Origin of the sequence: Hansschlegelia zhihuaiae, from assembly GCF_004103825.1 — a bacterium.
Taxonomy (GTDB): domain Bacteria; phylum Pseudomonadota; class Alphaproteobacteria; order Rhizobiales; family Methylopilaceae; genus Methylopila; species Methylopila zhihuaiae.
Genome location: NZ_RYFI01000008.1, coordinates 145,019 through 166,878, shown reverse-complemented (window position 1 = coordinate 166,878; position 21,860 = coordinate 145,019). Strand labels below are relative to the sequence as shown.

25 protein-coding genes are annotated in these 21,860 nt (G+C 70.1%); 13 read left to right on the top strand and 12 right to left on the bottom strand.

Features of this window, described 5'->3' with window-relative positions; genetic code table 11:
* Nucleotides 1-88: 88 nt before the first annotated feature.
* From EK403_RS10275 to EK403_RS10265, 3 genes are all read right to left on the bottom strand, one after another.
* The gene (locus EK403_RS10275; RefSeq protein WP_128777396.1) at nt 89-736 is read right to left on the bottom strand and encodes an outer membrane protein; all 648 of its coding nucleotides are present in this window, start codon (nt 734-736) and stop codon (nt 89-91) included.
* 217 nt (nt 737-953) lie between these two features.
* Entirely contained in the window at nt 954-1,601 is a 648-nt protein-coding gene (locus tag EK403_RS10270) for an outer membrane protein (RefSeq protein ID WP_128777395.1), read from the bottom strand.
* A gap of 230 nt (nt 1,602-1,831) precedes the next feature.
* Nucleotides 1,832-2,524, bottom strand: a complete 693-nt coding sequence (locus EK403_RS10265; RefSeq protein ID WP_245479623.1) for an outer membrane protein — start codon at nt 2,522-2,524, stop codon at nt 1,832-1,834.
* A gap of 306 nt (nt 2,525-2,830) precedes the next feature.
* Between EK403_RS10265 and EK403_RS10260 the strand changes: the two genes are divergently transcribed.
* From EK403_RS10260 to EK403_RS10235, 6 genes are all read left to right on the top strand, one after another.
* Nucleotides 2,831-3,613 (top strand): SDR family oxidoreductase, encoded by a 783-nt coding sequence (locus EK403_RS10260; RefSeq protein WP_128777394.1) that lies wholly within the window; start codon nt 2,831-2,833, stop codon nt 3,611-3,613.
* A 183-nt stretch (nt 3,614-3,796) separates the two neighbouring features.
* Nucleotides 3,797-5,776, top strand: coding sequence for an excinuclease ABC subunit UvrC (uvrC, locus tag EK403_RS10255; protein ID WP_128777393.1), 1,980 nt, complete (start codon nt 3,797-3,799; stop codon nt 5,774-5,776).
* A 199-nt stretch (nt 5,777-5,975) separates the two neighbouring features.
* Nucleotides 5,976-6,617, top strand: coding sequence for a CDP-diacylglycerol--glycerol-3-phosphate 3-phosphatidyltransferase (gene pgsA, locus EK403_RS10250; RefSeq protein WP_128777392.1), 642 nt, complete (start codon nt 5,976-5,978; stop codon nt 6,615-6,617).
* Nucleotides 6,614-6,865 (top strand): molybdopterin converting factor subunit 1, encoded by a 252-nt coding sequence (moaD, locus tag EK403_RS10245; RefSeq protein WP_128777391.1) that lies wholly within the window; start codon nt 6,614-6,616, stop codon nt 6,863-6,865. The genes pgsA and moaD overlap by 4 nt, the downstream gene beginning before the upstream one ends.
* Before the next feature lie 10 nt (nt 6,866-6,875).
* Nucleotides 6,876-7,331, top strand: a complete 456-nt coding sequence (locus EK403_RS10240) for a molybdenum cofactor biosynthesis protein MoaE (protein ID WP_128777390.1) — start codon at nt 6,876-6,878, stop codon at nt 7,329-7,331.
* A gap of 92 nt (nt 7,332-7,423) precedes the next feature.
* On the top strand, nt 7,424-8,071 hold the full coding sequence (locus tag EK403_RS10235) for a hypothetical protein (protein WP_128777389.1): 648 nt from the start codon (nt 7,424-7,426) through the stop codon (nt 8,069-8,071).
* Between the two features lie 24 nt (nt 8,072-8,095).
* Here EK403_RS10235 and EK403_RS10230 read toward each other — a convergent pair whose 3' ends face one another.
* On the bottom strand, nt 8,096-8,344 hold the full coding sequence (locus tag EK403_RS10230) for a hypothetical protein (RefSeq protein ID WP_128777388.1): 249 nt from the start codon (nt 8,342-8,344) through the stop codon (nt 8,096-8,098).
* 58 nt (nt 8,345-8,402) lie between these two features.
* Complete coding sequence (locus tag EK403_RS10225) at nt 8,403-9,302, bottom strand: branched-chain amino acid aminotransferase (RefSeq protein ID WP_128777387.1); 900 nt, start codon at nt 9,300-9,302, stop codon at nt 8,403-8,405.
* A 256-nt stretch (nt 9,303-9,558) separates the two neighbouring features.
* Here EK403_RS10225 and EK403_RS10220 point away from each other — a divergent pair, with 256 nt between their 5' ends.
* The 3 genes from EK403_RS10220 (at nt 9,559) to EK403_RS10210 (ending at nt 12,221) form a co-directional block, all read left to right on the top strand.
* Nucleotides 9,559-10,095, top strand: coding sequence for a MarR family winged helix-turn-helix transcriptional regulator (locus tag EK403_RS10220; RefSeq protein ID WP_128777386.1), 537 nt, complete (start codon nt 9,559-9,561; stop codon nt 10,093-10,095).
* Nucleotides 10,096-10,099: 4 nt separating this feature from the next.
* Nucleotides 10,100-10,810, top strand: a complete 711-nt coding sequence (locus EK403_RS10215) for a response regulator (protein ID WP_128777385.1) — start codon at nt 10,100-10,102, stop codon at nt 10,808-10,810.
* Between the two features lie 67 nt (nt 10,811-10,877).
* Nucleotides 10,878-12,221, top strand: coding sequence for an ATP-binding protein (locus EK403_RS10210; RefSeq protein ID WP_128777384.1), 1,344 nt, complete (start codon nt 10,878-10,880; stop codon nt 12,219-12,221).
* Nucleotides 12,222-12,353: 132 nt separating this feature from the next.
* On the opposite strand, the gene EK403_RS10205 is transcribed toward EK403_RS10210, so the two are convergent.
* The 5 genes from EK403_RS10205 to EK403_RS10185 all read right to left on the bottom strand — a co-directional run bounded on the left by EK403_RS10205 (nt 12,354) and on the right by EK403_RS10185 (nt 15,770).
* The gene (locus tag EK403_RS10205) at nt 12,354-12,716 is read right to left on the bottom strand and encodes a tRNA-binding protein (RefSeq protein ID WP_128777383.1); all 363 of its coding nucleotides are present in this window, start codon (nt 12,714-12,716) and stop codon (nt 12,354-12,356) included.
* Nucleotides 12,713-13,456 (bottom strand): TetR/AcrR family transcriptional regulator, encoded by a 744-nt coding sequence (locus tag EK403_RS10200; RefSeq protein ID WP_206659523.1) that lies wholly within the window; start codon nt 13,454-13,456, stop codon nt 12,713-12,715. Before EK403_RS10200 ends, EK403_RS10205 begins: the two co-directional genes overlap by 4 nt.
* A gap of 376 nt (nt 13,457-13,832) precedes the next feature.
* Nucleotides 13,833-14,672, bottom strand: coding sequence for a pyrroline-5-carboxylate reductase (proC, locus tag EK403_RS10195; protein WP_128777382.1), 840 nt, complete (start codon nt 14,670-14,672; stop codon nt 13,833-13,835).
* A gap of 30 nt (nt 14,673-14,702) precedes the next feature.
* Nucleotides 14,703-15,203: a type III secretion system chaperone family protein gene (locus tag EK403_RS10190; protein WP_128777381.1), complete on the bottom strand. Its 501-nt coding sequence runs from the start codon at nt 15,201-15,203 to the stop codon at nt 14,703-14,705.
* Nucleotides 15,204-15,446: 243 nt separating this feature from the next.
* Nucleotides 15,447-15,770: an accessory factor UbiK family protein gene (locus tag EK403_RS10185; RefSeq protein WP_128777380.1), complete on the bottom strand. Its 324-nt coding sequence runs from the start codon at nt 15,768-15,770 to the stop codon at nt 15,447-15,449.
* A 185-nt stretch (nt 15,771-15,955) separates the two neighbouring features.
* Between EK403_RS10185 and zwf the strand changes: the two genes are divergently transcribed.
* Entirely contained in the window at nt 15,956-17,419 is a 1,464-nt protein-coding gene (gene zwf, locus EK403_RS10180; protein ID WP_206659522.1) for a glucose-6-phosphate dehydrogenase, read from the top strand.
* A gap of 186 nt (nt 17,420-17,605) precedes the next feature.
* Here the strand turns inward: zwf and EK403_RS10175 are convergent, their stop codons facing one another.
* Nucleotides 17,606-19,096, bottom strand: coding sequence for a sensor histidine kinase (locus tag EK403_RS10175; protein WP_128777378.1), 1,491 nt, complete (start codon nt 19,094-19,096; stop codon nt 17,606-17,608).
* Between the two features lie 4 nt (nt 19,097-19,100).
* Entirely contained in the window at nt 19,101-19,757 is a 657-nt protein-coding gene (locus EK403_RS10170; protein ID WP_128777377.1) for a response regulator transcription factor, read from the bottom strand.
* A gap of 194 nt (nt 19,758-19,951) precedes the next feature.
* On the opposite strand from EK403_RS10170, the gene EK403_RS10165 reads away from it, so the two are divergent.
* The 3 genes from EK403_RS10165 to EK403_RS10155 form a co-directional block, all read left to right on the top strand.
* Nucleotides 19,952-20,371, top strand: a complete 420-nt coding sequence (locus EK403_RS10165) for a hypothetical protein (RefSeq protein ID WP_128777376.1) — start codon at nt 19,952-19,954, stop codon at nt 20,369-20,371.
* Between the two features lie 175 nt (nt 20,372-20,546).
* Entirely contained in the window at nt 20,547-21,365 is an 819-nt protein-coding gene (gene lgt / locus EK403_RS10160) for a prolipoprotein diacylglyceryl transferase (RefSeq protein WP_128777375.1), read from the top strand.
* A partial coding sequence (locus EK403_RS10155) for an SAM-dependent methyltransferase (RefSeq protein ID WP_206659521.1) occupies nt 21,362-21,860 on the top strand: 499 nt, incomplete at its 3' end. The genes lgt and EK403_RS10155, both read left to right, overlap by 4 nt.

The window sequence follows — 21,860 nt, the reverse complement described above, 5'->3', positions numbered from 1 at the left end:
CGGCGGCGCCCGCCTGCTCCACGGCCAAGAAAAAGGGCCCCGCCTGGGCGGGGCCCTTCCTCTGCTCGTGCAGGCGATCGCCCGAAGCTCACCAGCCGCTGAACTTGTACGCGAGGCCGCCCATCACGCGGTTCTCGGTCAGGTCGGACTTCACGCGGCCGGCGCCGGTGCCGAGCTTCTCCGAGCCGTAGTCGTTGTAGCGGTACTCGGCGCGGGCCGTGACGTTGTCCGCGACCTTGGCCTCGACGCCGCCGCCGACCGTGTAGCCGACCGCGGTCTTCTCCGTGGAGCCGCCCGCGGCGCGCGCCTTGACGCCGCCATAGGCCACGCCCGCCGCGCCGTAGACCATCACGCTGTCCATCGCGTAGCCGAGCTTGCCGCGGGTCGCGCCCGACCACTGCAGGTCGTTGCGCAGGCCGCGCTTGCTGTCGTGCGCGGTGTTGTAGTTCAGGTCGCTGTCGACGCCGATCACGGCGGGCGAACCGTCAAACTGGTGGTCGTAGCCGACATAGCCGCCGACCACGGCGCCGTTCGGCTTGGTGTTGGGCGCGCCGTTCTTATTGTCGGCGTTGCCCCAGCCATAGCCGGCCTGGGCGCCGACATAGCCGCCGGACCAGGTGGGGGCCGGAGCGGGCGCCGCATAGGCGGGGGCCGGCTCGTACATCGGAAGGTCGGCCGCCATCACGGCCGGGGCGGAAAGAGCGGCGATGGCCGCGAGCGACAGGGTACGCAACATGGAACTCACCTCGAACTCAGCCGGACCGGGGGATGTCCGGAACGCGACACAGAACACAGAACGCGCGCCGGAAGTGGCGCCGGCGCCGCCTGACCGCGACCCTAGGCGGGCTTTCTTATCGAGCCGTAAAGGTTGACCGCGCCTAAAGAAAAAGCCCCGCGGCCGAGGGCCGCGGGGCTCTTCACATCTTGCTGATCGCCCGTGGGCGACCGTCTGATCAGAACGGCGAGTTGAACTTGACCGCGATGCCGCCCATCACGCGATGCTCGGTGGCGGACGACTTGGCGCCGGCGATCCGGTCCGAGCCGTAATCGGTGTAGCGGTACTCGGCGCGGGCCACGACGTTGTCGGTCAAGGCCGACTCGACGCCGCCGCCGACCGTCCAGCCGACGGCGGTCTTGGAGCCGCTGTCGCCGTTCGGGCGCTTCACGCCACGGTCGGCATAAGCGAGACCGCCCGCGCCGTACACGAGGAAGCGGTCGAACGCGTAGCCGATGCGGGCGCGGGTCGCGCCGTTCCAGTCGGAGTCGTTCTTGTACCGGCCGCCGAAGCGACGGCGATGGCCGTCCTGGTCGGACCAGTTCAGATCGGTTTCGACGCCGACCACGACGGGCGAGTTGTCGAACTGCATATTGTAGCCGAGATAGCCGCCGATCATGAAGCCGTCATTCTTGGCGTTGCCGGCGCGGCCCCAGCCATAGCCGGCGTTCACGCCGATATACGGCCCGGACCAGCTGAAGGACGGGACAGGAGCGGCGACGGCGGGAGCGGGCTCATAGGCCGGGAGATCCGCCGCCTGGGCGGCCGGAACGGCGAGGGAGAGCGCGGCGGCCGAAGCGACCCCGAGGAGGATTGGGCGGATCATGGTCAGAACCTCACTTGTTACATTTGCCCCCAGATAACGCCGGGAACGACTTCTAAGCACCCCATCCGGCCAACAAAAGAAGAGCAGTGGCCAACAGGCAACACTTTCATCTTTGGTCAACCGTATTCCAGCCGCGAACACCGTTCGTAGCTAAGGATAAGCGCAGGATGCGCTGTATCCTCTTCTGCCGTCTGACTTCCGTCCGTAACGCGAATACGCTGAACGATAGGTTACCAGCCGGTCGAGAATTTATATCCAAGCCCCAGAAGGACCCGATTGTCTGTGACGTCGGACTTCACCCGCGTGTTGGACACGCTGAACTTGTCCGTGCCGAAATCCGAATAGCGGTACTCGACGCGCGCCGTGACGTTGTCGGTCAGCGCCGCCTCGACGCCGCCGCCGATCGTCCAGCCGACCGCGACCGTGTCGTCGGAGCCGCCCGCGGCGCCGCTCGCCTTGATGTCGTGGTCCGCGAAGGCGACGCCGCCCGCGCCATAGACGAGGAAGCGGTCGAAGGCGTAGCCGATCCGGCCGCGCACGGCGCCGGTCCAGCCGATGTCGTCCTTGATCCGCGCGTTGGGCAGACCGGTGAACGCGCTCGTCGTCCGGCGCGCGGACGCGTCCGAATAATTGATGTCGGCCTCGGCGCCGATGACGAGCGGAGAATTGTCGAACTGATAGTTGAAGCCCGCGAAGCCGCCGACCGTGAACCCGTCGGGCTTGGTCTGGGGCGATCGGCCCGCGGCGCGGTTGTCGGCGTCGAACCAGTCGTAGCCGGCCTGCACCCCGACATAGGGTCCGGTCCACGAGAACGACGGCACGGCGACAGGCGCGGCAGGCTCGTAGGCCGGCATGTCGGCGGCTTGCGCCGCCCCAGCCGACATGAGCGCCGCGACGCTCAAGAGCCCCATCCTGCGAAACATCACCCGACTCCTGACATCCGCTCCCGATAGAGCGGCAGGACCCCCGAAGGTCGATCGCGCTGGAAACGCTTAGCGCGCGATTTGGTTCCATGCCTTCGTACGTGGAAATCCATGATGATGATTTGCCAGCGCTTTTGGGCGCGGAAACTGCCGCAATGTGGCGAGGAGGAGCCTGAAAAATGGTCGGCTCAGGATGTGGTCGATTTACCACATCGAGGTGTGGCGGCCCTGCTCCACGCCGTCGCCAAGGCCATTCCGGTCGTATAGCGTCGCGGCTCCGCCCGTCCTCCGAAGGCCCTCCGTTCCATGACATCCGGCGCGCCAGCCCCCGTCGCGATCCGACCGAAAGGCGGAGCGCTCGTCACCGGCGCAGGACGGCGCATCGGGGCCGAGATCGCCCGCGCGCTCGGCGGCGCGGGCTACGCCGTGGCGGTCCATTGCCGCCATTCCGCCACCGAGGCTAACGGAATCTGCGCCGAGATCGTGGCCGAGGGCGGCCGCGCGTCCGTGCTCGTCGCCGACCTCGCCGAGCCGCTCGCGCCGCGCCGCCTCGTGGCGCAGGCGGCCGAGGCCGTCGGGCCGCTGGTCGCGCTCGTCAACTGCGCCTCGTCCTTCGAGCCCGACGCGGTCGGCGGCCTCGACGCCGAGCTCTGGGACCTCCAGATGGCCGTCAATCTTCGCGCGCCGGTCTTCCTGACCGAGGCCTTCGCGGCCCAGGCCCCGGACGGAGCGGACGCATGCGTGGTCAACATCATCGATCAGCGCGTGCTGAAGCCGACGCCGTCTTACGTCTCCTACACATTGTCGAAATCGGCGCTGATGACCGCGACCATCACGCTCGCGCAGGCGCTCGCCCCGAAGGTGCGGGTGGCCGCCATCGGTCCCGGTCCGACGCTCGCGAATGTCCGGCAGTCCGACGCCGACTTCGCCCGCCAGGCGGCCGCGACGCCGCTGGGCCGGGGACCGTCGCCGCGAGAGATCGCCGACGCCGTGCTCTATCTGCTCGGCGCGCGCAGCGTCACGGGCTGCATGATCCCGGTCGACGCCGGCCAGCACATCGCCTGGAAGACCGCCGACGCCGAGGATTGAGCGCCGCCCTCATGTCCCGGCCTTGAGCCGGGACCTATTGTGCTCCGGGGACTCAAGGACGCGGCGGCGGTGCGTTGTCTTCGGTCCGCGTCGCCGCATGGGTCCCGGCTCAAGGCCGGGACATGAAGGTTTGCGCTGAATGGCGTCTCGCGGATCGGCCGTCCGGCCATTAGATTCGTTCCGATGATCGAGCAGGACCGCCCCCCAGTCGCGCCGGACGACGAAGACGACGCCGTCGAGGAACGCGAGATCGACCAGGCGGGGGCGGAGCTGGCGGCCGCGCCGGAGTCGCTGAAGCGCGGCGCCGAGGTGGTCAAGGCGCAGCTCAAGCATCTGCCGAACGGGCCCGGCGTCTACCGGATGTTCGACGCCAAGGGCGACTGTCTCTATGTCGGCAAGGCGCGCAGCCTGAAGAAACGCGTCGCCAACTACGCCCGCGGCCTCGGCCACAACATCCGCATCTCGCGGATGATCGCCGAGACCTGCTCGATGGAGTTCGTCTCGACCGAGACCGAAACCGAGGCGCTGCTGCTCGAGGCGAACCTCATCAAGCGCCTGCGGCCGCGCTTCAACGTGCTGCTTCGGGACGACAAGTCGTTCCCCTACATCCTGATCGCGACCGACCACCCGGCGCCGCAGATCGCCAAGCATCGCGGGGCGCGCATCCGCAAGGGCGACTATTTCGGCCCCTTCGCCTCGGCGGGCGCGGTCGGGCGGACGATCGACGCGCTGGAGCGGGCCTTCCTGCTGCGCTCCTGCGCCGACAGCTATTACGAGCGCCGCACCCGCCCCTGCCTGCTCCACCAGATCAAGCGCTGCTCGGCGCCCTGCACCGGCGAGATCTCGATCGAGGACTACGCCCTGCTGGTCGGGGAGGCGCGCGACTTCCTGACCGGCAAGTCGGACCGGGTGAAGCGCGAGCTCAACGACGCGATGGCCGAGGCCTCAGAGGCGCTCGATTTCGAGCGCGCCGCGGTCTATCGCGACCGGCTCGCGGCGCTCGCCGCCATCCAGTCGAGCCAGGGCGTGAACCCGCGCACCGTCGAGGAGGCGGACGTCTTCGCGATCCACGCCGAGGGCGGCCAGACCTGCGTCGAGGCGTTCTTCTTCCGCGCCTATCAGAACTGGGGCGCGCGGGCCTTCTTTCCGAAGGCCGACCGCAGCCTCGAGCCCCGCGAGGTGCTGGGCGCGTTCCTCGCCCAGTTCTACGACGCCGAGGAACCGCCGCGGCTGGTGCTGCTGTCCGAGGACGTCGAGGACCGCGCGCTCCTGTCGGAGGCGCTCACCATCCGCTCGGGGCGGAAGGTCGAGGTCTCGGTTCCGGCGCGCGGGGAGAAGCGCGAGTTGGTCGCCCGCGCGCTCGCCAACGCCCGGGAGGCGCTCGGTCGGCGGCTGGCCGAGACGTCGACGCAGGCGAGGCTGCTCGCCGGGGTGGCGGAGGCCTTCGCGCTGTCCTCGCCGCCGGCCCGCATCGAGGTCTATGACAACAGCCACATCATGGGAACGGCCGCGGTCGGCGGCATGATCGTGGCGGGGCCCGAGGGCTTCCAGAAGACCCACTACCGGAAGTTCAACATAAGGCCCGAGGACCTCACCCCCGGCGACGACACCGCGATGATGCGCCAGGTGCTGCGCCGGCGTTTCGCGCGTCTGCAGAAGGAATCCGCGCGCGGACCGGACGGGACGGTCCCGGACGGCGCCCCGCCCTGGCCCGACCTCGTGCTGATCGACGGCGGCCAGGGCCAGCTGACGGCGGCGCGCGAGACGCTGGCCGAGCTCGGCCTCGAAAGCGAGGTTCCGATCGTGGGCGTCGCGAAGGGCATGGACCGGGAAGCCGGGCGCGAGACCTTCTTCATGGCCGGGAAGGCGCCGTTCCGGCTGCCGCCCAAGGACCCGGTCCTCTACTATCTGCAGCGCCTGCGCGACGAGGCGCACCGCTACGCGATCGGCGTCCACCGCGCCAAGCGCTCCAGGGAGTTCGTCGCGAATCCGCTCGACGAGGTCGCGGGCGTCGGCCCGACCCGCAAGCGCGCGTTGCTGGCTTATTTCGGCACGGCCAAGGCTGTCGCCCGCGCGGGCCTCGCCGACCTGGAAAAGGCGCCGGGGGTCAGCAAGGCGATGGCCAAGGCGATCTACGACCACTTCCACGAGCGGAGCGCTTGAGGGCGCCGAAGAACCCGTCGTCCCGGGCGCAGCGACGTCAGCCGCGGAGAGCCTGGATCGCGCGCCGGACAGAGCGCCATTGTGAACCCTATCCCGGCCTCGCTGCGCTCGGCCGGGATCGGCCTCTTCCCACGGTTGACCCTCGGCGGCTCCCGTGGTGACGTCGCGGCGATGTGAACGCCGTGGCGCGCAAGTCCTGATGAGCACCGAAAGCCAGTTCGAGCCGGTCGCCGCCCGCCGCGCGCGCCGCGTCGCGAACCCGTCGCGCGTCTATGCGCTGAGCCTGCCTAACATCCTGACCTATGGGCGCATCGTCATCGTCCCGCTGGTTTGCCTGTGCCTCTACATGGAGGAGGACCGGTACCGCTGGCTCGCGCTCGGACTGTTCACGGTCGCGGCCGTGACTGACTTCCTCGACGGCTATCTCGCGCGGATCTGGGCGCAGTCCTCGCCGCTCGGCCGCATGCTCGATCCGATCGCCGACAAGCTGCTGGTCTCGGCCTGCCTGCTGATGCTCTGCGCGGTCGGCGTGATCGACGGCTGGTCGCTCTGGGCCGCGGTGGTGATTCTCTGCCGCGAAGTGCTGGTCTCGGGGCTCCGCGAGTTCCTGGCCGAGCTCCGCGTCTCCGTGCCCGTGACCAAGCTCGCCAAGTGGAAGACGACCGCCCAGCTCGTCTCGCTCGGCTTCCTGCTCGCGGGTCCGGCCGGCGATCAGGTCCTGCCGCACAACACCGAGATCGGCCTCACGCTGCTGTGGCTCTCCGCCCTCCTTACGCTTTACACGGGCTATGACTATTTTCGGGCGGGACTGCGCTACGTGCTCGAGGATGCGCCGGAATGAAGCTGCTGTACTTCGCCTGGGTGCGAGAGCGGGTCGGCCGCGCGGAAGACGAGGTGAGCCCGCCGGCCGGCGTCGGCACCGTCGCTGAGCTGATCGAGTGGCTGCGCGGGCGCGGGCCCGAATACGCCCACGCCTTCGAGGCGGGGCCCGCGATCCGGGCCGCCGTCGACCGCCGCCATGCCCGTCCTGACGCCTCGGTCGCGGGCGCGCGCGAGGTCGCGTTCTTCCCGCCGATGACGGGCGGCTGAGGCGGCCGCCATGGCGGTGCGCCTGCAGGAGGAGCCCTTCGACCTCGGCGACGAGGTCGCGCGGCTGACCCTCGGCCGGACCGACGCCGGCGCCGTCGTCACCTTCTCCGGCATCTGCCGCGACCGCGCCGATTCGGGCGAACGGCTGGTTGCGCTGACGCTCGAGCACTATCCCGGCATGACCGAGGAAGAGCTCCGCCGGATCGAGGCCGAGGCGCGCGGGCGCTGGGCGCTCGCGGACTCGCTCGTGCTGCACCGCCACGGCCGCATCCTGCCCGGCGAGCCGATCGTGCTCGTGGTCACGCTCGCCGCGCACCGGAAGGCGGCCTTCGAGGCGGCCGAGTTCCTGATGGATTATCTCAAGACCTCGGCGCCCTTCTGGAAGCGCGAGGAGACCGCGGGCGGCGGCTCATGGGTCGCGGCGAAGGGCTCGGACGACGCTGCCGCCGAACGCTGGAAGGCCTGAGGACGATCGCCGTCCACGCGAGGGTTAACGCGCGTTAACCATAAAAAAGGATGAACGTCGCCGCGATCCCTTCCCCGCCCTAGGATCGCGCCATGAACCCTGCGCCGCTGTCGTTCCGCGCCGTGACCGCCCTCATCGTGGCGGCCTATGCGGTGTTGCTCGGCGTGCTGGTCGCGGCGCTCGGGCACGATCTCCTGCGGCCCGTCCCGGGCCTCGCGCCGCAGGTCAGCTGGCTGATGCACGAGACCACCCAGATCCGGGTGTCGGCGCTGCTCGCGAGCGGCCGTTCGGGCTCGGCGTCGCTCTACGCGCTGTCGGCGGCTTTGTCCTGGGGCCTGATCGGCGCGCTCTGCGCCGGCGGCTTCGTCTGGGGCGTGCTGAACAAGGGCGCGACGGTGCTCGGCGTCGACAAGTCGATGGGCTATCTGACGGCGCTCGCGGGCCTCTATGCCCTGTCCACCGTCGTGGAGCTCGGCCTGCACCATCTGCCCGTCCAGCCGCGCGGCTTCCTGCACGCCATCCCGGCGCTGTGGTTCGCGGCCATGATCCCGAGCGCCGCGATCCTCGCCCGGGTCGGCGCGCTGATCGCCCACGACTTCGGCGCGCTCATCGTCATCGCGCTCGAGGGCGAGCCCAAGCGGATCGCCGAACTGGTCGCATCCGCGGAAGAGACCCGCGGCGTGACCAGCATGGAGGCGCGCCTCGCCCGCCGGATCGCGGCGATGAGGGCGCCGCGGTGACGGGCCCGGCGCCTCGGTAGACCGTCAGATCAGTCCCAAGGCCTTGGCCAGGGCGACGAGCGCCGCCGAGAACCCGACAAGCGCGATCGGAGCGCCGAAGGCGACCTGATAGACGGTCGCCGCCCCCGGCTTTTCGTCGAGCTTGGCCTCGACCTTGATCAAACGGCCGTCCATCTCGGTGAAACGACCGTCCATATCGATGCGTAGACCGGCCACGTCCGCGCGCATCGCGGCGATTTCAGAGCGCAGGGTCTCGAACTCGCTCACGGTCATGGTTCACAACACCAATTCCACAACCTGAAAGCGAGCTCTCCCCGCGCGTTCAGGCTGCTTACGCCGCCGCCGCGGCCTTGGCGTGCGCGCGCACCTCGGCCGCATAGTCGTCCATCAGCGTCCGGGTGACCTCGCCCGGCGTGAAGCGCCACTGGGCGATCTCGGAGACCGGCGTGACCTCGGCGGCGGTGCCGCAGATGAAGCACTCGTCGAAGCCCGCGAGCTCCTCCGGCATGATGGCGCGCTCCACCACCTCGATCCCGCGCTTCCTGGCGAGGCCGATCACGGTGCGCCGGGTGATGCCGTCGAGGAAGCAGTCCGGCGTCGGCGTATGGATGACGCCGTCCTTCACGAAGAACACGTTCGCGCCGGTGCATTCGGCGACCTGGCCGCGCCAGTCGAGCATCAGCGCGTCCGCGTAGCCCTTCCGCTCGGCGGCGTGCTTCGACAGCGTGCAGATCATGTAGAGGCCGGTGGCCTTGGCCTTGGACGGCGCGGTCCGCGGATCGGGCCGGCGCCATTCGGCGAGGTCGACGCGGATGCCCTTCAGCCGCTCGGCCGGGTCGAAATAGCTCGGCCACTGCCAGACCGCGACGGCGAGGTGGATGGCGTTCTGCTGCGCCGCCACCCCCATCATCTCGGAGCCGCGCCACGCGATCGGCCGCACATAGGCGTCGTCGAAACCCTGGCGCGCGAGCGTCTCGACGCAGGCCCGGTCGATCTCCTCGACCGAATAGGGAATCTCGAAGCCCAGCATCCGCGCCGATTCGATCAGGCGCTGATTGTGCTCGCGCATCTTGAAGATGACGCCGCCATAGGCGCGCTCGCCCTCGAACACTGCGCTCGCATAATGCAGGCCGTGGGTGAGCACATGCACATTGGCGTCGGCCCAGGGCGTGAACTTGCCGTCGAACCAGATGACGCCGTCGCGTCGGTCGAAGGGTTGGGCGTCGGCCATAAGGTTGGCTCCTCGGGATTGATCTCGGCCGGCTTCGGCCGACCCTCGTTCTTAGATAGGCGCTCGCGCCCGCACGATCCGCCGTAACGGACGTCGACGCAACCGCCAGCCACATGTTCGCGGTCGCTTTGCTTCGCTTGAGCGGAGCCGGTATCTTGCCCGCGACATCGCCCTCAGGATCGTCGGGGACGCGGGCGCGAAGGCTGCGAGCGCGGAAGCGGCCGGCACTCTGACGACAGGTTCGAAATAAGTCAACATGGCTGACGTAATCTCGCCAGAAGTCCGGCCCGCCCGTAAGGCCGACGCCGCGCCCGATCCCGCCCAGCGCCCCGCCTTCGACGTGATCGAGCTGTTCTTCTTCGCCTATCGCGATTTCGTCCGCGACGCCGACGAGGCGCTTGCGAAATACGGCTTCGGCCGCGCGCATCACCGCGTGCTGCATTTCGTCGACCGCAATCCCGGCCTGCGCGTCACGGAGCTTCTGGACATCCTCAAGATCACCAAGCAGAGCCTCGGCCGGGTGCTGCGCGAGCTCGTCGACGAGGGCTTCATCGTGCAGAAGGAGGGCGAGGCCGACCGACGCCAGCGCCTGCTGCACGTCACCGAGCGCGGCGACCGGCTGGCGCGCGAGCTCGCCCGGCTGCAGACCCGCCGCGTCTCGCGCGCGCTCGCGACGGCCGGAGCGCAGGAGGCCGAGGCCGTCCGCCGTTTCCTGTTCGAGATCATCGACCCCGAAGAGCGCGCCAAGGTGGCGGCGCTGACCGGCGCCCGTCCTCCCAAGGCGAGGGAGTGAGCCGATGTCGGGCGAAAGAACCAGGCTCGCCGACGACGCGTCCCACCTCCTTGTGGTCGACGACGACAGCCGCATCCGCAGCCTGTTGCAGCGCTTCCTCTCGCAGAACGGCTATCGGGTGACGGTCGCGGCCTCGGCCGCGGAGGCCCGCACGAAGCTCGATTCGCTCGCCTTCGACCTGCTCGTCCTCGACGTCATGATGCCGGGCGAGAGCGGGCTCGACCTGGCGCGGGCCGTCCGGGCGCGCTCGCCTGTGCCGATCCTGATGCTGACCGCCCGCTCGGAGATCGACGACCGCATCGCCGGCCTCGAGACCGGGGCCGACGACTACCTGACCAAGCCCTTCAACCCGCGCGAGCTGCTGCTGCGGGTCGGCGGCATCCTGCGCCGCGCGAACGGCGGCGGCGGCGCGGCCTCGGAGCCCGAGGTGCGCTTCGGGCCATTCGCGTTCCACCGCGGGCGCGGCGAGCTCAAGCGCGGCGACGAGGTGATCCGCCTGACCGACCGCGAGCGCGACCTGATGGCGGCGCTCGCCGAACGGCCGGGCCAGACGATCCCGCGCTCGGCGATCGCAGGCGACGACGCCGCGCCCGGCGACCGCGCCGTCGACGTCGTGGTGACGCGTCTCCGCCGCAAGATCGAGACCGACCCGTCGAACCCCATCCTGCTCCAGACCGTGCGCGGCATGGGCTACAGGCTGCTCGTCGACGAATGAGGCGGAGCGGCGAGGGTCTGGCGCGGCGTCTGCGTTCGCTCCCCCTCGCGGGAAGGAAAGCTGCCGCATGAGCCTCAAGCGCGGCGTCAACGACTTTCTCGAGCGGGTCATGCCCAAGGGGCTCTATGCCCGCTCGCTGATCATCATCATCGCGCCGGTCGTGCTGCTGCAGGGCGTCGTCGCCTTCGTGTTCATGGAGCGCCACTACGAGCTCGTGACCAAGCGGCTCGCGACCGCGGTCGGCCGCGACATCGCAGCCCTGGTCGAGCTCCGCGGCTCCTCGCCGAGCCCCGAGGCCGAGGACCGGCTGGAGCGCATCGCGCGGGAGAAGCTCTCGCTGCAGGTCGAGTTCCTGCCGCTCCAGCCGCTGCCGCCGGCGCGGCCGAAGCCGTTCTTCAATATTCTCGACGCCTCGCTGCTCAAGGAGATCTCCGACGAGGTCGAGCGGCCGATCTGGGTCGACACCGTCGGCCGCTCAAACCTCGTCGAGATCCGCGTCCAGCTCGACGACGCGGTCATGAAGGTCTTGGCGAAGCGCAGCCAGACCTACGCCTCGAACAGCCACATCTTCCTGATCTGGATGGTGGCGGCCTCCGCCGTGCTGCTCGCCATCGCGATCGTGTTCCTGCAGAAGCAGATCCGCCCGATCCTCGCGCTCTCCGAGGCCGCGGAGGCGTTCGGCCGGGGCCGCGAGGGGCCACCGGACTTCAAGGTGAAGGGCGCCCGGGAGGTGCGGCTCGCGGCCGAAAGCTTCATCGACATGAAGCGGCGCATCGAGCGCGCCATGGAGCAGCGCACCACCATGCTCGCGGGCGTCAGCCACGACCTCAGGACCATCCTCACCCGCTTCCGCCTGCAGCTCGCGATGCTCGAGGACGGCCCCGAGACCGAGGAGCTCTTGCGGGACGTGGAGGAAATGTCGCGCATGCTGGAGGCCTATATGGCCTTCGTGCGCGGCGACGCCGGCGAGCCCGCCGCGCCGACCGACATCCCGACCCTGCTCGACGAGCTGAAGCGCTCGGCCGAGACCCACGGCGCCAAGGCGAGCGTCGAGACCCACGGGCCGTCGAGCGCGATGGTCAGGCCCGACGCCTTCCGGCGCTGCCTGCAGAACCTCGTGGCCAACGCCGCGCGCTACGCCCGCCGCATCGCGATCACCGCCGTGCATGACGGCCGCCGGCTCGAGGTTCGCATCGACGACGACGGACCCGGCATCCCGGCCGACAAGCGCGAGGAGGTGTTCCGTCCCTTCCTGCGCCTCGACGAGGCGCGCGGCCAGGACGAGAAAGGCGGCTCCTCCGGCCTCGGCCTCGCCATCACCCGCGACATCGCACGCAGCCATGGCGGCGACGTCACGCTGGAGTCGAGCCCGCTCGGGGGCTTGCGGGCGGTGGTCAGGGTGCCGGCTTAACCGTCATTCCGGCTGAAGCGAAGCAGAACGCCGGACTCCATTGCCGCTACGGCGCCGAAGAGCGCGCGCCAGCCGACTTGCCTTCCTTTGCAAAACGTGGAGGTTCCGGGACAAGCCCGGAACGACGGCGCATCAATACATCCGCCCGCCATTCGGAACGTCCACCGTCGGCGTTAGCAGCACCACCTCCCCCGCCTCGTCGGGCACGCCGAGGGTCAGGACCTCGGACATCATCTTGCCGATCTGGCGCGGCGGGAAGTTCACGACCGCGACCACCTGCCGGCCGACCAGCGTCTCGGGCGCGTAGTGCTTCGTGATCTGCGCCGAGGAGCGCTTCACGCCGATCTCGCCGCCGAAATCGATGCGGAGCTTGATCGCGGGCTTGCGCGCCTCGGGGAAAGGCTCGGCCTCGACGATCGTGCCGACGCGGATGTCGACCTTCAGGAAGTCGTCGAAGCCGATCTCGGGGCTGGGCGAGGACGGCTCGCCGCTCATGCGGCGGACGCCACGTCGTCGTCGCCGCGCGGCTTTCTGGCCCGGCCGAAGATCCGGTCGACAGCGTCACGGAACGGCGCGGCCATCCGGCCGAGATCGTCGGCCGCGCGGGCGAGCTTCTCGGCGCGGCGCAGTTCCTCGTCGAGCGCCTTCATGGTGCGGGCGAGCCCCTCGTCGGGATCGTTCAGGAAGGTCTCGAAGACGCGCGCCACGACCAGCACCAGCCCTTGCGCCCGCGCGGCGCCGAGCGGCCCGCTCTCGGGCACGCCGGCGGCCGCCAGCATCCACTGCATGGACGACACCGCGACCTGGTTCATGGCGGCCGCGCCCATCGGGTCGACCATCAGGCCTTCGCGGACAGTCCTCAAGGCGTCCCGATGAGGCTTCAGCGCTTCGAAGCGGCGCATCAAGACATCAAAAAGCCGTTCCCTTACAGGCTCGTCGGCCATGTCCTTCGTGTCGTGCTTCAACACGTCGAGGTCGATCTGGCGCACGAAGCCCGCCAGGATCGCGCCCTTCGACGGGAACAGCCCGCGCAACTCCGCGAGCGAGACATCCGCCTTCTCGGCGACGTCGGACAGTCCGACCTCGGCCCAGCGCTTGGTCGAGAGCAGGTCGAGCAAGGCCGCGACGATCTTTTCGCGCGGGTCCGACGGCCGGGGCTGAGCGGCGGCCGCCGCCACGGGAGCCTGAGGTTCGGACGGGTCGGGCGTCGGGCCCGAGGACGGACGTTTGGCCATCGGCTTCAGGTCTCCTCGAAGGGCGGCGTCGGCCGCTCCCGCGGGAACATAGGGGCTTAGACGGCCGAGGTCCAAGAAGAGCGACGTTGCGCCGTCATCCCGGCCGAGCCGAGCGAGAGCCGGGATCGTCGTCCAGGAAAAGCGCGGAGAGCCGCATCACTCGATATTCGCGCGCCTGAACGCAAACGTCATTCCGGCGGAAACGTCAAGATGGATTAACTCTGTCTGCCAAGCCTTTACGCAGGCGGCGAAAATGGATTCCGGGACAAGCCGGAACGACGGCGCTGGTCATTCTCGGCCTGAAGCGGAGATTCGACTGATCCTGAGCGCGATCCCGGCTCGGCGGTTGGCGCCGCCGTCCGGGACGACGCCCCCCTCAGCCTGCGAGCTCCTTCGCCCGCTTCACGGCGGCGGCGATCGCCCGCCCCATCAGCGGGTCGAGCCCGTCGGTCGCCATCAGCACGTCCAGCGCGGCGGCCGTGGTGCCGTTCGGCGAGGTGACGTTCTTCCTGAGGATCTCCGGCGGCTCGGAGGAGCGTCGCATGAGCTCGCCCGCGCCCTCGACAGTTTTCCGCGCGAGCGTCAGCGCGACGTCGGGCGGCAGCCCCTGGGCGACGCCGGCCCTCGCCATGGTCTCGACCAGCAGAAACACATAGGCGGGCCCAGAGCCCGAGACGCCCGTCACGGCGTCGATCAGCCCCTCCTCCGCGACCCAGACGACGTCGCCGACCGCCTTGAGCAGCGCCTCGGCGCAGGCCCGCCTGCGGTCATCGACGCCGGGGCCCGCGAAGGCGCCGGTGACGCCGCGGCCGACCGCGGCCGGCGTATTGGGCATCGCGCGGACGATCGCCGCGTCCTCGGACAATCCGGCGCGGATGGTCGAGAGCGTCGTGCCGGCCATGATCGAGACCACGACCGTCGCGGGACCGGCGAACTTCGCGGCCGCCGGCAGCGCGGCTTGCGCCAGTTGCGGCTTCACGGCGACGACGATGGCGGCGGGGTTCTCCAACTCGCCCGGCTGCGGCGCGAGCCTGACGCCGCGCTCCTTGAGCTTGGCGAGCGCCGGCTCGGGAAGCGCCGGGTCGATGACGAAGACACGGCTAGGCTCGAGCCCGCGTGCAAGCCATCCGTCGAGCAGCGCGCCGCCCATTTTGCCGGCGCCGATGAGAAGCGCCGGGCCGCCGATCTCCAGCGGCCCGGCGTAATGCACGTTCATGATGTCCTGTTCACCATGGTTCGGGGCTGGTCACGCCTCCCCGGCCGTCTCGAAGGCCACCACCTCCATGGCCTCCTGCGCGTTCTTTCCGGCCCAGATCACGAACTGGAACGCCTGATAATGGCGTTCGCAGGACTCGATCGCAGCCTCCAGCAGGCCTTCGCATTGGGCGGCGCTCGCCTCGGCGCCCCCCGCCAGAAGCAGCGTATGGCGGTAGGCCACCACGCCTTCCTGGCTCCACAGATCGAAGTGACCGAGCCACATCTGCTCGTTCACCAGCGTCAAAAGTCGATAGACCTCCGGTTTGCGGCGTTCTGGAACCTTCAAGTCGAAAGCGCAGGCGAGATGCAGGGACTCCAGTTCGCCCATCCACGTGAGGGACACGTGGTAGTCGGACCATGACCCGTCGACCGAGATCGTGATCTCGTCGTCGCCCGACCGGTCGAAGGACCAGTCGTTCAACGTCGCGATGCGTTCGATCAGGTCGACAGGATGGGCCTGGCGATCGGCGTCCACGTCGATGAGAGCCATGAGCTCCTCCCCGGGTGAGGCCCGGCTGACGGGCGTGGGAACGACGTTACGCGTGACGGACGGGCACGGACTGCCCGCCAACCGCGACCCCGATCCGGAGGAGGCCGAGCCCCCGCCGATTCGAGCCGCCGAACACAGTATATGGCGCTTCGTTCCGCATCGCACACAGGAGTTAGCTCTGCGACGCGATGTCGTTGTTCAAACCCGCGGCTGCGGCCCGAAAGCGACAGCCGTCGTCGCCGGTCAGGCGCCTTCGCCGGGATCCGGAACCTCGCGCGGGTCGGGCGTCGGGCGGCCGCTCGCCTGCTCGAGCTTGGCCCGCGCCGCCGCGGCCTCGAGCGCAGCGACGCGCGCGGCCAGCAGCTCATTCTCCTCGCGGGCCTTCGCGGCCATCGCCTTGACCGCCTCGAATTCGTCGCGCCGCACGACGTCGAGCTCGGAGAGCACGCGCGCGGCCTGGGAGCGCATCACGGTCTCGACCTCGCGCCGCACGCCAGCCGCGGCGCCGGCCGCGTCCGTCATCAGCCGTCCGAGCTCGTCGAACACGCGGCCACGAGTTTCTGTCATGGGATCGCTCTCCGTCTTGCGTTCCCCTGGAGATGGCGCGCCCGCCCGCGACGCGCAAGCCGCGGGGCTGTTCTCCCTTCCCTTTGCAAAGGGGGGTGAGAACCACGCCAGGTTCTGAGGACGCTTTCACGGAAGTTGCATGTCCTTTCGACATGGTCATGGGGTCGGCGAGGGGGCCGTCCGAGATGAAGAAGCCGCCGTCCGGGGTCGGGCCGAAATTCCCGCAGGTCGTCGCGCTGTTCGGCGCGACCGGCGATCTCGCCCGGCGCAAGCTGCTGCCGGGCCTCATGCATCTGTCGAGCGCGGGCTTCATGCCCGGCTGCCGGATCGTCGGCGTCTCGCTCGACGACATCGACGTCGAGGGTTTCCGGGCGATCGCCCGCGGCGCGATCGACCAGTTCGCCATGCGAAAGCCCGGAGAGGCGGCCTGGAGCGCGTTCGCGGAGACGCTCGACTACGTTCCCCTGTCGGCAGGCGCCGCCGGCCTGAAGGAAGCCGCGGCGCGCGCCGCGGCGACGTTTCAGGGCGAATATCGGCTGCTGCATTACCTCAGCGTGCCGCCCGCCGCCGCCCTTCCCGCTGTCCGGATGCTCGGCGAGGCGGGGCTCGCCGAAGGCTCCCGGATCGTGATGGAGAAGCCGTTCGGGGTCGACCTCGACAGCGCGGTCGCGCTCAACGCCCGCCTCCACGAGGTGTTCGCCGAAGAGCAGATCTTCCGGATCGACCATTTTTTGGGCAAGGAGCCGGCGCAGAACATCCTGGCGTTCCGCTTCGCCAACGGCCTGTTCGAGCCGATCCGGAACCGCAACTTCATCGACCATGTGCAGATCGACGTGCCCGAGACGCTTGGCCTCGGCGCGCGCGCCGGATTCTACGAACAGACCGGCGCCTACAAGGACATGGTGGTCACCCACCTGTTCCAGATCCTCGCCTTCATGGCCATGGAGGCCCCGACCTCGCTGGAGCCGGCGCCGATCTCGGAAGAGAAGAACAAGGTGTTCCGCTCGATGACGCCGCTCGATCCGGGACAAGTCGTGCGCGGGCAGTACAGCGGCTACCGGCAGGAACAGGGCGTCGACCCGGAGAGCGACGTCGAGACCTTCATCGCGCTCAAATGCGAGATCGATAATTGGCGATGGGCGGGCGTGCCGTTCTTCCTGCGAACCGGCAAACGCCTCGCCGAGGGCCAGCGGATCATCTCGATCGCGTTCCGCGAGCCGCCGAAGAGCATGTTCCCGGCGAACTCCGGCGTCGGCGCGCAGGGGCCCGACCATCTGACCTTCGACCTCGCCGACGCCTCGAAGATGTCGCTGTCGTTCTACGGCAAGCGGCCCGGCCCCGGCATGCGGCTCGACAAGCTCAGCCTGCAGTTCGCCATGAAGGACACCGGCCTGGCGGGCGAGGTGCTCGAAGCCTATGAGCGCCTCATCCTCGACGCGATGCGCGGCGACCGCACGCTGTTCACGACCGCCGAGGGCATCGAGCGCCTCTGGGAGGTGTCGCAGCCGCTGCTCGAGGCCCCGCCGCCGGTCCGGCTCTACGAGCCCGGCTCCTGGGGCCCGAAGTCGATCCACCAGCTGATCGCGCCCCACGCCTGGCGGCTGCCCTTCGAGCGCGCCTGGCGGCCGCAGGCCGCGACGGAGGCGTGAGACGGCCAAGGGTGTTCCGGGGCGACGGCTCTGCGTGCTTCGAGACGCATGCCTAAAGGCATGCTCCTCAGCATGAGGATGTGCGAGGATGCCAAAGCGCCAACCTACCTCATGCTGAGGAGCCGTCCGTAGGACGGCGTCTCGAAGCATGCAGCACGTCGGTGCAGCAGACCGCTTTAGGGCGCCTCAGACCGAAGGGGTCCGTTCCGAGGCGAGGCGCCAGCCGCCGGACAGGGGGGCGCCGTCGCGGGCTTCGGCGGCGGCTGCGCCGGCGCGGCCTGCGCCGGCGGCCGCGCCGGGAACCACGAACGACACCACGCCGTTGGTCGCCGCCCTGTCGATCCAAAGCGAGGCGCCGTAGGCCGCGAGAATGTCCTGCACGATGACGAGGCCGAGGCCCGCGGAGCTTTCGCGGTCGCCGGCCGTCAGGCTCGGGGGCGAGGCGTTGGAGCCGAAGCCCGGGCCGTCGTCCTCCACGGTGACCCGAACCGACTGTCCAACCGCCTCGCAGCGGAGCGTAACCGAGCCGCTCGCCCATTTGCGGGCGTTGTCGAGCAGATTGCCGAGGATCTCGCCGAAATCGTCCGGGTCCATCCGCAGCATCAGCCCGGCCGGCGCCTCGCAGCGCCAGGCGAGGTCCTCGCCGCGCGGCATGCGGCTCATCACCCGCACCAGCCGCTCGGCGGTCGCGGAGGCGTCCACATAGGCGCCGAGCGCGGTCGCCGCGCCATGGGCGCGGGCGCGGGCGAGCTCGCGCTCCACATGGGTCTGGATCGCCGCCACCTGCTCGCGCACGCGCTTTGCCACCTCGGCCTGTCCATCGGCTTCGAGGCGCCGTTGCTCGGCGGTCAGGATCGCGATCGGGGTCTTCAGCCCGTGGGCGAGCGCGCCGGCGCGCTCGCGCGCCTTGCGGACCAGCTGCTCCTGGCCGTCGAGCAGCCGGTTGAGGTCGTGGGCGAGCGGCGCAACCTCGGCGGGGACCGCCGAGCGGAAGCGCGCCTGCCGGCCCTCCCGGATCGCCGAGAGCTCGTCCCGAAGCCGCGCCAGCGGCTGCAGCGTGACGCGCAGCTGGAAGGCGGCGGCCGCCACCAGCACCAGCGCGATCAGCCCGAGCACCACCGCCATATCCCAGACGAACGCCCCCCGGGCCTGCGCGACCTGCGCGTGGTCGAGGGCGACGGCCAGCCGGTAGCGGGATCGGCCGTCGGGGCGGCCGACCGCGACGTCGCGCTCCACGACGTAGAGCTCATGGCCTTCCGGCGTCTCGATCTCAAACCAGGCGCCCGTGCTCCGCGCAGGCCCGGCCTGCCCGAGATCGAGCGGACGCCCGTCGAGCGAGGGCGACAGCAGCACCGGCGCGCCGTTCTCGGAGATCTGCCAATAGGCGCCGCTGCGGGGCGTCCGGTAGCGGGAGTCGCGGGCCTCCTGGGCGATCGTCGGGTCGCCGTCGGCGTCGAGCCGGAGGTCGCGCGCGAGATCGGCCCAGCGGAGGTCGAGGTCCTTGCCGATCATCTCGAGCACGTGCTTCTCGAACACGACCACGAGCGAGACGCCCGCGACCGCGAGCGTTCCGATCACGCAGGCCGCGGCGACCATCAGCATGCGCCTGCGCAGCGTCCGCGCCGCGCGCAGGGTGGTGGTTCCGGCGCCGTCCCGAGGCGCCGCGATCTCCGCCATGGCTCTAAGCTCCGAACAGATAGCCCTGGCCGCGCCGGGTCATGATCGCGTCGGCCCCGACCTTGCGGCGCAGCCGCCCGATCAGCACTTCGATGGCGTTGCTGTCGGGCTCGCGCTCCGCGCCATAGACGTGCTCCATCAATTCGCCCTGCGAGACGACGCAGCCCTTGCGGTGCGCGAGATAGTTGATCGCCCGGAATTCGAGGCTCGACAGGTCGACCGAGCGGCCGTCGCGCGAGACGCTGAGGCGGCGCGTGTCGATCCTGAGGCCGCCGGCCTCGATGACCGGCGTGCCGAGGCCGGCCGCGCGCCGCACCAGCGCGCCGACGCGGGCGACGAGCTCCTCGGTCTGGAACGGCTTCGGCAGATAGTCGTCGGCGCCGGCGTCGATCCCCTCGACGCGCTCCATCCAGGCTCCGCGCGCGGTGAGAATGAGGACCGGGGTCAGCACCTCCTCGGCGCGCAGCCGGCGCAGGACGGTGAGTCCGTCGAGCCGCGGCAGGCCGAGGTCGAGCACCACGCAGCAATAGGATTCGGTGCCGGCGCGGTACCAGCCGGCCTCGCCGTCGCCCACGACCTCGACCACATAGCCGGCGGACTCGAGCGCGCGCGCCACGTCGTCCGCGATGGCCTGCTCGTCCTCGATGACCAGAATGCGCATGAAGAGACCTTCCGGGCGCGCCCGCGGGCTGCGCCACTATCGCCGGTTTTCTTAGCATCGCGAAACTGACGCGAAGCTGACGGGACGCGTCAGGCTGGCGCCGGATTGATCCAGCTACCCCTCACCTGCCGGCGCGCTGGGAAACAGCGCGATCGGCGGTGGAAACCGGAGCCAGCCCAATGAAGCCCATCTCGATGACAAGACACGTCCTCGCGGCGCTCGCCGCCCTCACGGCCGTGGCCGCCGCGACGCCTTCGCAGGCCGCCGACCGCGTCCGTCGCGAATGCGACGCCTCCGGCGTGGCCGACATCTCGATGTCGGCCAGATGGGAGAAGCGCGGCGACCGCCGCAAGTTCAGCACCGAGTTCGAGGCGGCTCCCGGCGGCGCCTTTTCCGAAGGCGACCGGATCGTGATCCGCGTCGAGGGCGTCAATGTCGGCGGCGTGCGGCTGGAGACCGTGCTGGGCGGCGATTTGGTCGGCGACCTGAACCTCGACACCCGTCCGCAGGAGGACGCCAAGCCCTTCCCGAGCGACTTCCCGGCCGTCGGCCGCGGCGCCCGCGTCGAGGTGCTCCGCCGCGGCGAAGCCGTGCTGAGCTGCAAGCTGAGATAAGCATCCGGCGACCCAGGAGCGCCGAGGACAACCCTGCCCCTCCCGTCCTCGTCCCCCGCTTGGGTCTCGCCGGACCGCCGGGCGCCCGCCCCGCAACCGCGGGCGCCCGGCCCCGCTTGACGCCTCAGCGCCCGCCGTCCATGGCTCCCGCGCCCGTTTTCGCCGGACGCGCCCCATGCCGCTTCTCGCCATCCCGTTCCCGATGATCGACCCGGTCGCGGTCGCGGTCGGCCCGATCGCGATCCGCTGGTACGCGCTCGCCTATATCGCCGGACTGCTGATCGGGTGGTGGCTGGCCAAGCGCATCGCCGCCAAAGACGCGCTGTGGGGGCCAATCCGTCACCCCGCCCCGCTCGACGTCGACGACCTGATCGTGTGGGTCGCGTTCGGCGTGATCCTCGGCGGACGCGTCGGCTACGTGCTGTTCTACGACCCCGCCTATTTCGCCGCGAACCCGCTCGAGGCGCTGAAGATCTGGCATGGGGGCATGAGCTTCCATGGCGGCTTCCTGGGGGCCGCGCTGGCGATCGCGCTGTTCGCCCGCTCGAAGGCCCTGCCGGCGCTGCCGCTCTTCGACCTCGCCTCGGCGGTCACGCCCGTCGGCCTGTTCTTCGGGCGGATCGCGAATTTCGTGAATGGCGAGCTGTTCGGCCGGGCGGGCGACGTCCCCTGGGCGATGGTGTTTCCGCATGGCGGCCCGGAGCCGCGCCATCCGAGCCAGCTCTACCAGGCCGCGCTCGAGGGGATCGCGCTGCTCATTCTCGTCCAGATCCTCGTCCGGATGGGCGCGCTGAAGCGGCCGGGCCTCGTCGGCGGCGCCTTCGTGGCGGGCTACGGCGTCGCGCGCATCGTCGGCGAGCAGTTCCGCGAGCCGGACGCGCAGATCGGTTTCCTGGCCGGCGGGCTCACCATGGGGATGCTGCTGTCGATCCCGATGCTGATCGTCGGGCTGGTCGTGATGGCCGCGGCGCTCCGCCGGCCGAAGCCTGAATGACGCCGCTCGGCCGCGAGATCGCCGCCATCGTCGAGGCCGAGGGGCCGATCAGCGTCGCGCGCTACATGGCGCTCTGCCTCGGCCATCCGGCCCACGGCTATTACGCGACCCGCGATCCGTTCGGGGCGGACGGTGATTTCATCACCGCGCCCGAGATCAGCCAGATGTTCGGCGAATTGATCGGCCTCTGGTGCGCCGAGGTCTGGACCCTGATGGGCCGCCCGCCCAGCGTCGCGCTGGTCGAGCTCGGGCCGGGCCGCGGCACGCTGATGGCGGACATGCTGCGCGCCGGCCGCGCCGCGCCGGGCTTTCTTGACGCCGCCGAGGTCACGCTGGTCGAAACCAGCCCCGCGCTGCGCGAGGTCCAGGCGCGGACGCTGACCGGCGCGCGGGTGAGCTGGGCGACGAGCGTCGGCGAGGCGCTTTCTTCTCCCTCCCCTTGCAAAGGGGCGGGTGGACCGGCGCAAAGCGACGGGCCGGGTGGGGACCGGGCCG

Bases quoted from the DNA above. Each gene is read 5' to 3' on its own strand.
- proC (WP_128777382.1), bottom strand. From the start codon at position 14,672: ATGAACGTGCATTACGCCGGGCCGCTGGAGATCGGCGGCCCGGCGCTT.
- EK403_RS10275 (WP_128777396.1), bottom strand. From the start codon at position 736: ATGTTGCGTACCCTGTCGCTCGCGGCCATCGCCGCTCTTTCCGCCCCG.
- EK403_RS10265 (WP_245479623.1), bottom strand. From the start codon at position 2,524: ATGTTTCGCAGGATGGGGCTCTTGAGCGTCGCGGCGCTCATGTCGGCT.
- EK403_RS10170 (WP_128777377.1), bottom strand. From the start codon at position 19,757: ATGCGCATTCTGGTCATCGAGGACGAGCAGGCCATCGCGGACGACGTG.
- EK403_RS10270 (WP_128777395.1), bottom strand. From the start codon at position 1,601: ATGATCCGCCCAATCCTCCTCGGGGTCGCTTCGGCCGCCGCGCTCTCC.
- EK403_RS10215 (WP_128777385.1), top strand. From the start codon at position 10,100: ATGTCGGGCGAAAGAACCAGGCTCGCCGACGACGCGTCCCACCTCCTT.
- zwf (WP_206659522.1), top strand. From the start codon at position 15,956: ATGAAGAAGCCGCCGTCCGGGGTCGGGCCGAAATTCCCGCAGGTCGTC.
- uvrC (WP_128777393.1), top strand. From the start codon at position 3,797: ATGATCGAGCAGGACCGCCCCCCAGTCGCGCCGGACGACGAAGACGAC.
- EK403_RS10165 (WP_128777376.1), top strand. From the start codon at position 19,952: ATGACAAGACACGTCCTCGCGGCGCTCGCCGCCCTCACGGCCGTGGCC.
- EK403_RS10240 (WP_128777390.1), top strand. From the start codon at position 6,876: ATGGCGGTGCGCCTGCAGGAGGAGCCCTTCGACCTCGGCGACGAGGTC.
- EK403_RS10230 (WP_128777388.1), bottom strand. From the start codon at position 8,344: ATGACCGTGAGCGAGTTCGAGACCCTGCGCTCTGAAATCGCCGCGATG.
- lgt (WP_128777375.1), top strand. From the start codon at position 20,547: ATGCCGCTTCTCGCCATCCCGTTCCCGATGATCGACCCGGTCGCGGTC.
- EK403_RS10260 (WP_128777394.1), top strand. From the start codon at position 2,831: ATGACATCCGGCGCGCCAGCCCCCGTCGCGATCCGACCGAAAGGCGGA.
- EK403_RS10210 (WP_128777384.1), top strand. From the start codon at position 10,878: ATGAGCCTCAAGCGCGGCGTCAACGACTTTCTCGAGCGGGTCATGCCC.
- EK403_RS10175 (WP_128777378.1), bottom strand. From the start codon at position 19,096: ATGGCGGAGATCGCGGCGCCTCGGGACGGCGCCGGAACCACCACCCTG.
- pgsA (WP_128777392.1), top strand. From the start codon at position 5,976: ATGAGCACCGAAAGCCAGTTCGAGCCGGTCGCCGCCCGCCGCGCGCGC.
- EK403_RS10225 (WP_128777387.1), bottom strand. From the start codon at position 9,302: ATGGCCGACGCCCAACCCTTCGACCGACGCGACGGCGTCATCTGGTTC.
- EK403_RS10235 (WP_128777389.1), top strand. From the start codon at position 7,424: ATGAACCCTGCGCCGCTGTCGTTCCGCGCCGTGACCGCCCTCATCGTG.
- moaD (WP_128777391.1), top strand. From the start codon at position 6,614: ATGAAGCTGCTGTACTTCGCCTGGGTGCGAGAGCGGGTCGGCCGCGCG.
- EK403_RS10220 (WP_128777386.1), top strand. From the start codon at position 9,559: ATGGCTGACGTAATCTCGCCAGAAGTCCGGCCCGCCCGTAAGGCCGAC.
- EK403_RS10190 (WP_128777381.1), bottom strand. From the start codon at position 15,203: ATGGCTCTCATCGACGTGGACGCCGATCGCCAGGCCCATCCTGTCGAC.
- EK403_RS10200 (WP_206659523.1), bottom strand. From the start codon at position 13,456: ATGGCCAAACGTCCGTCCTCGGGCCCGACGCCCGACCCGTCCGAACCT.
- EK403_RS10205 (WP_128777383.1), bottom strand. From the start codon at position 12,716: ATGAGCGGCGAGCCGTCCTCGCCCAGCCCCGAGATCGGCTTCGACGAC.
- EK403_RS10185 (WP_128777380.1), bottom strand. From the start codon at position 15,770: ATGACAGAAACTCGTGGCCGCGTGTTCGACGAGCTCGGACGGCTGATG.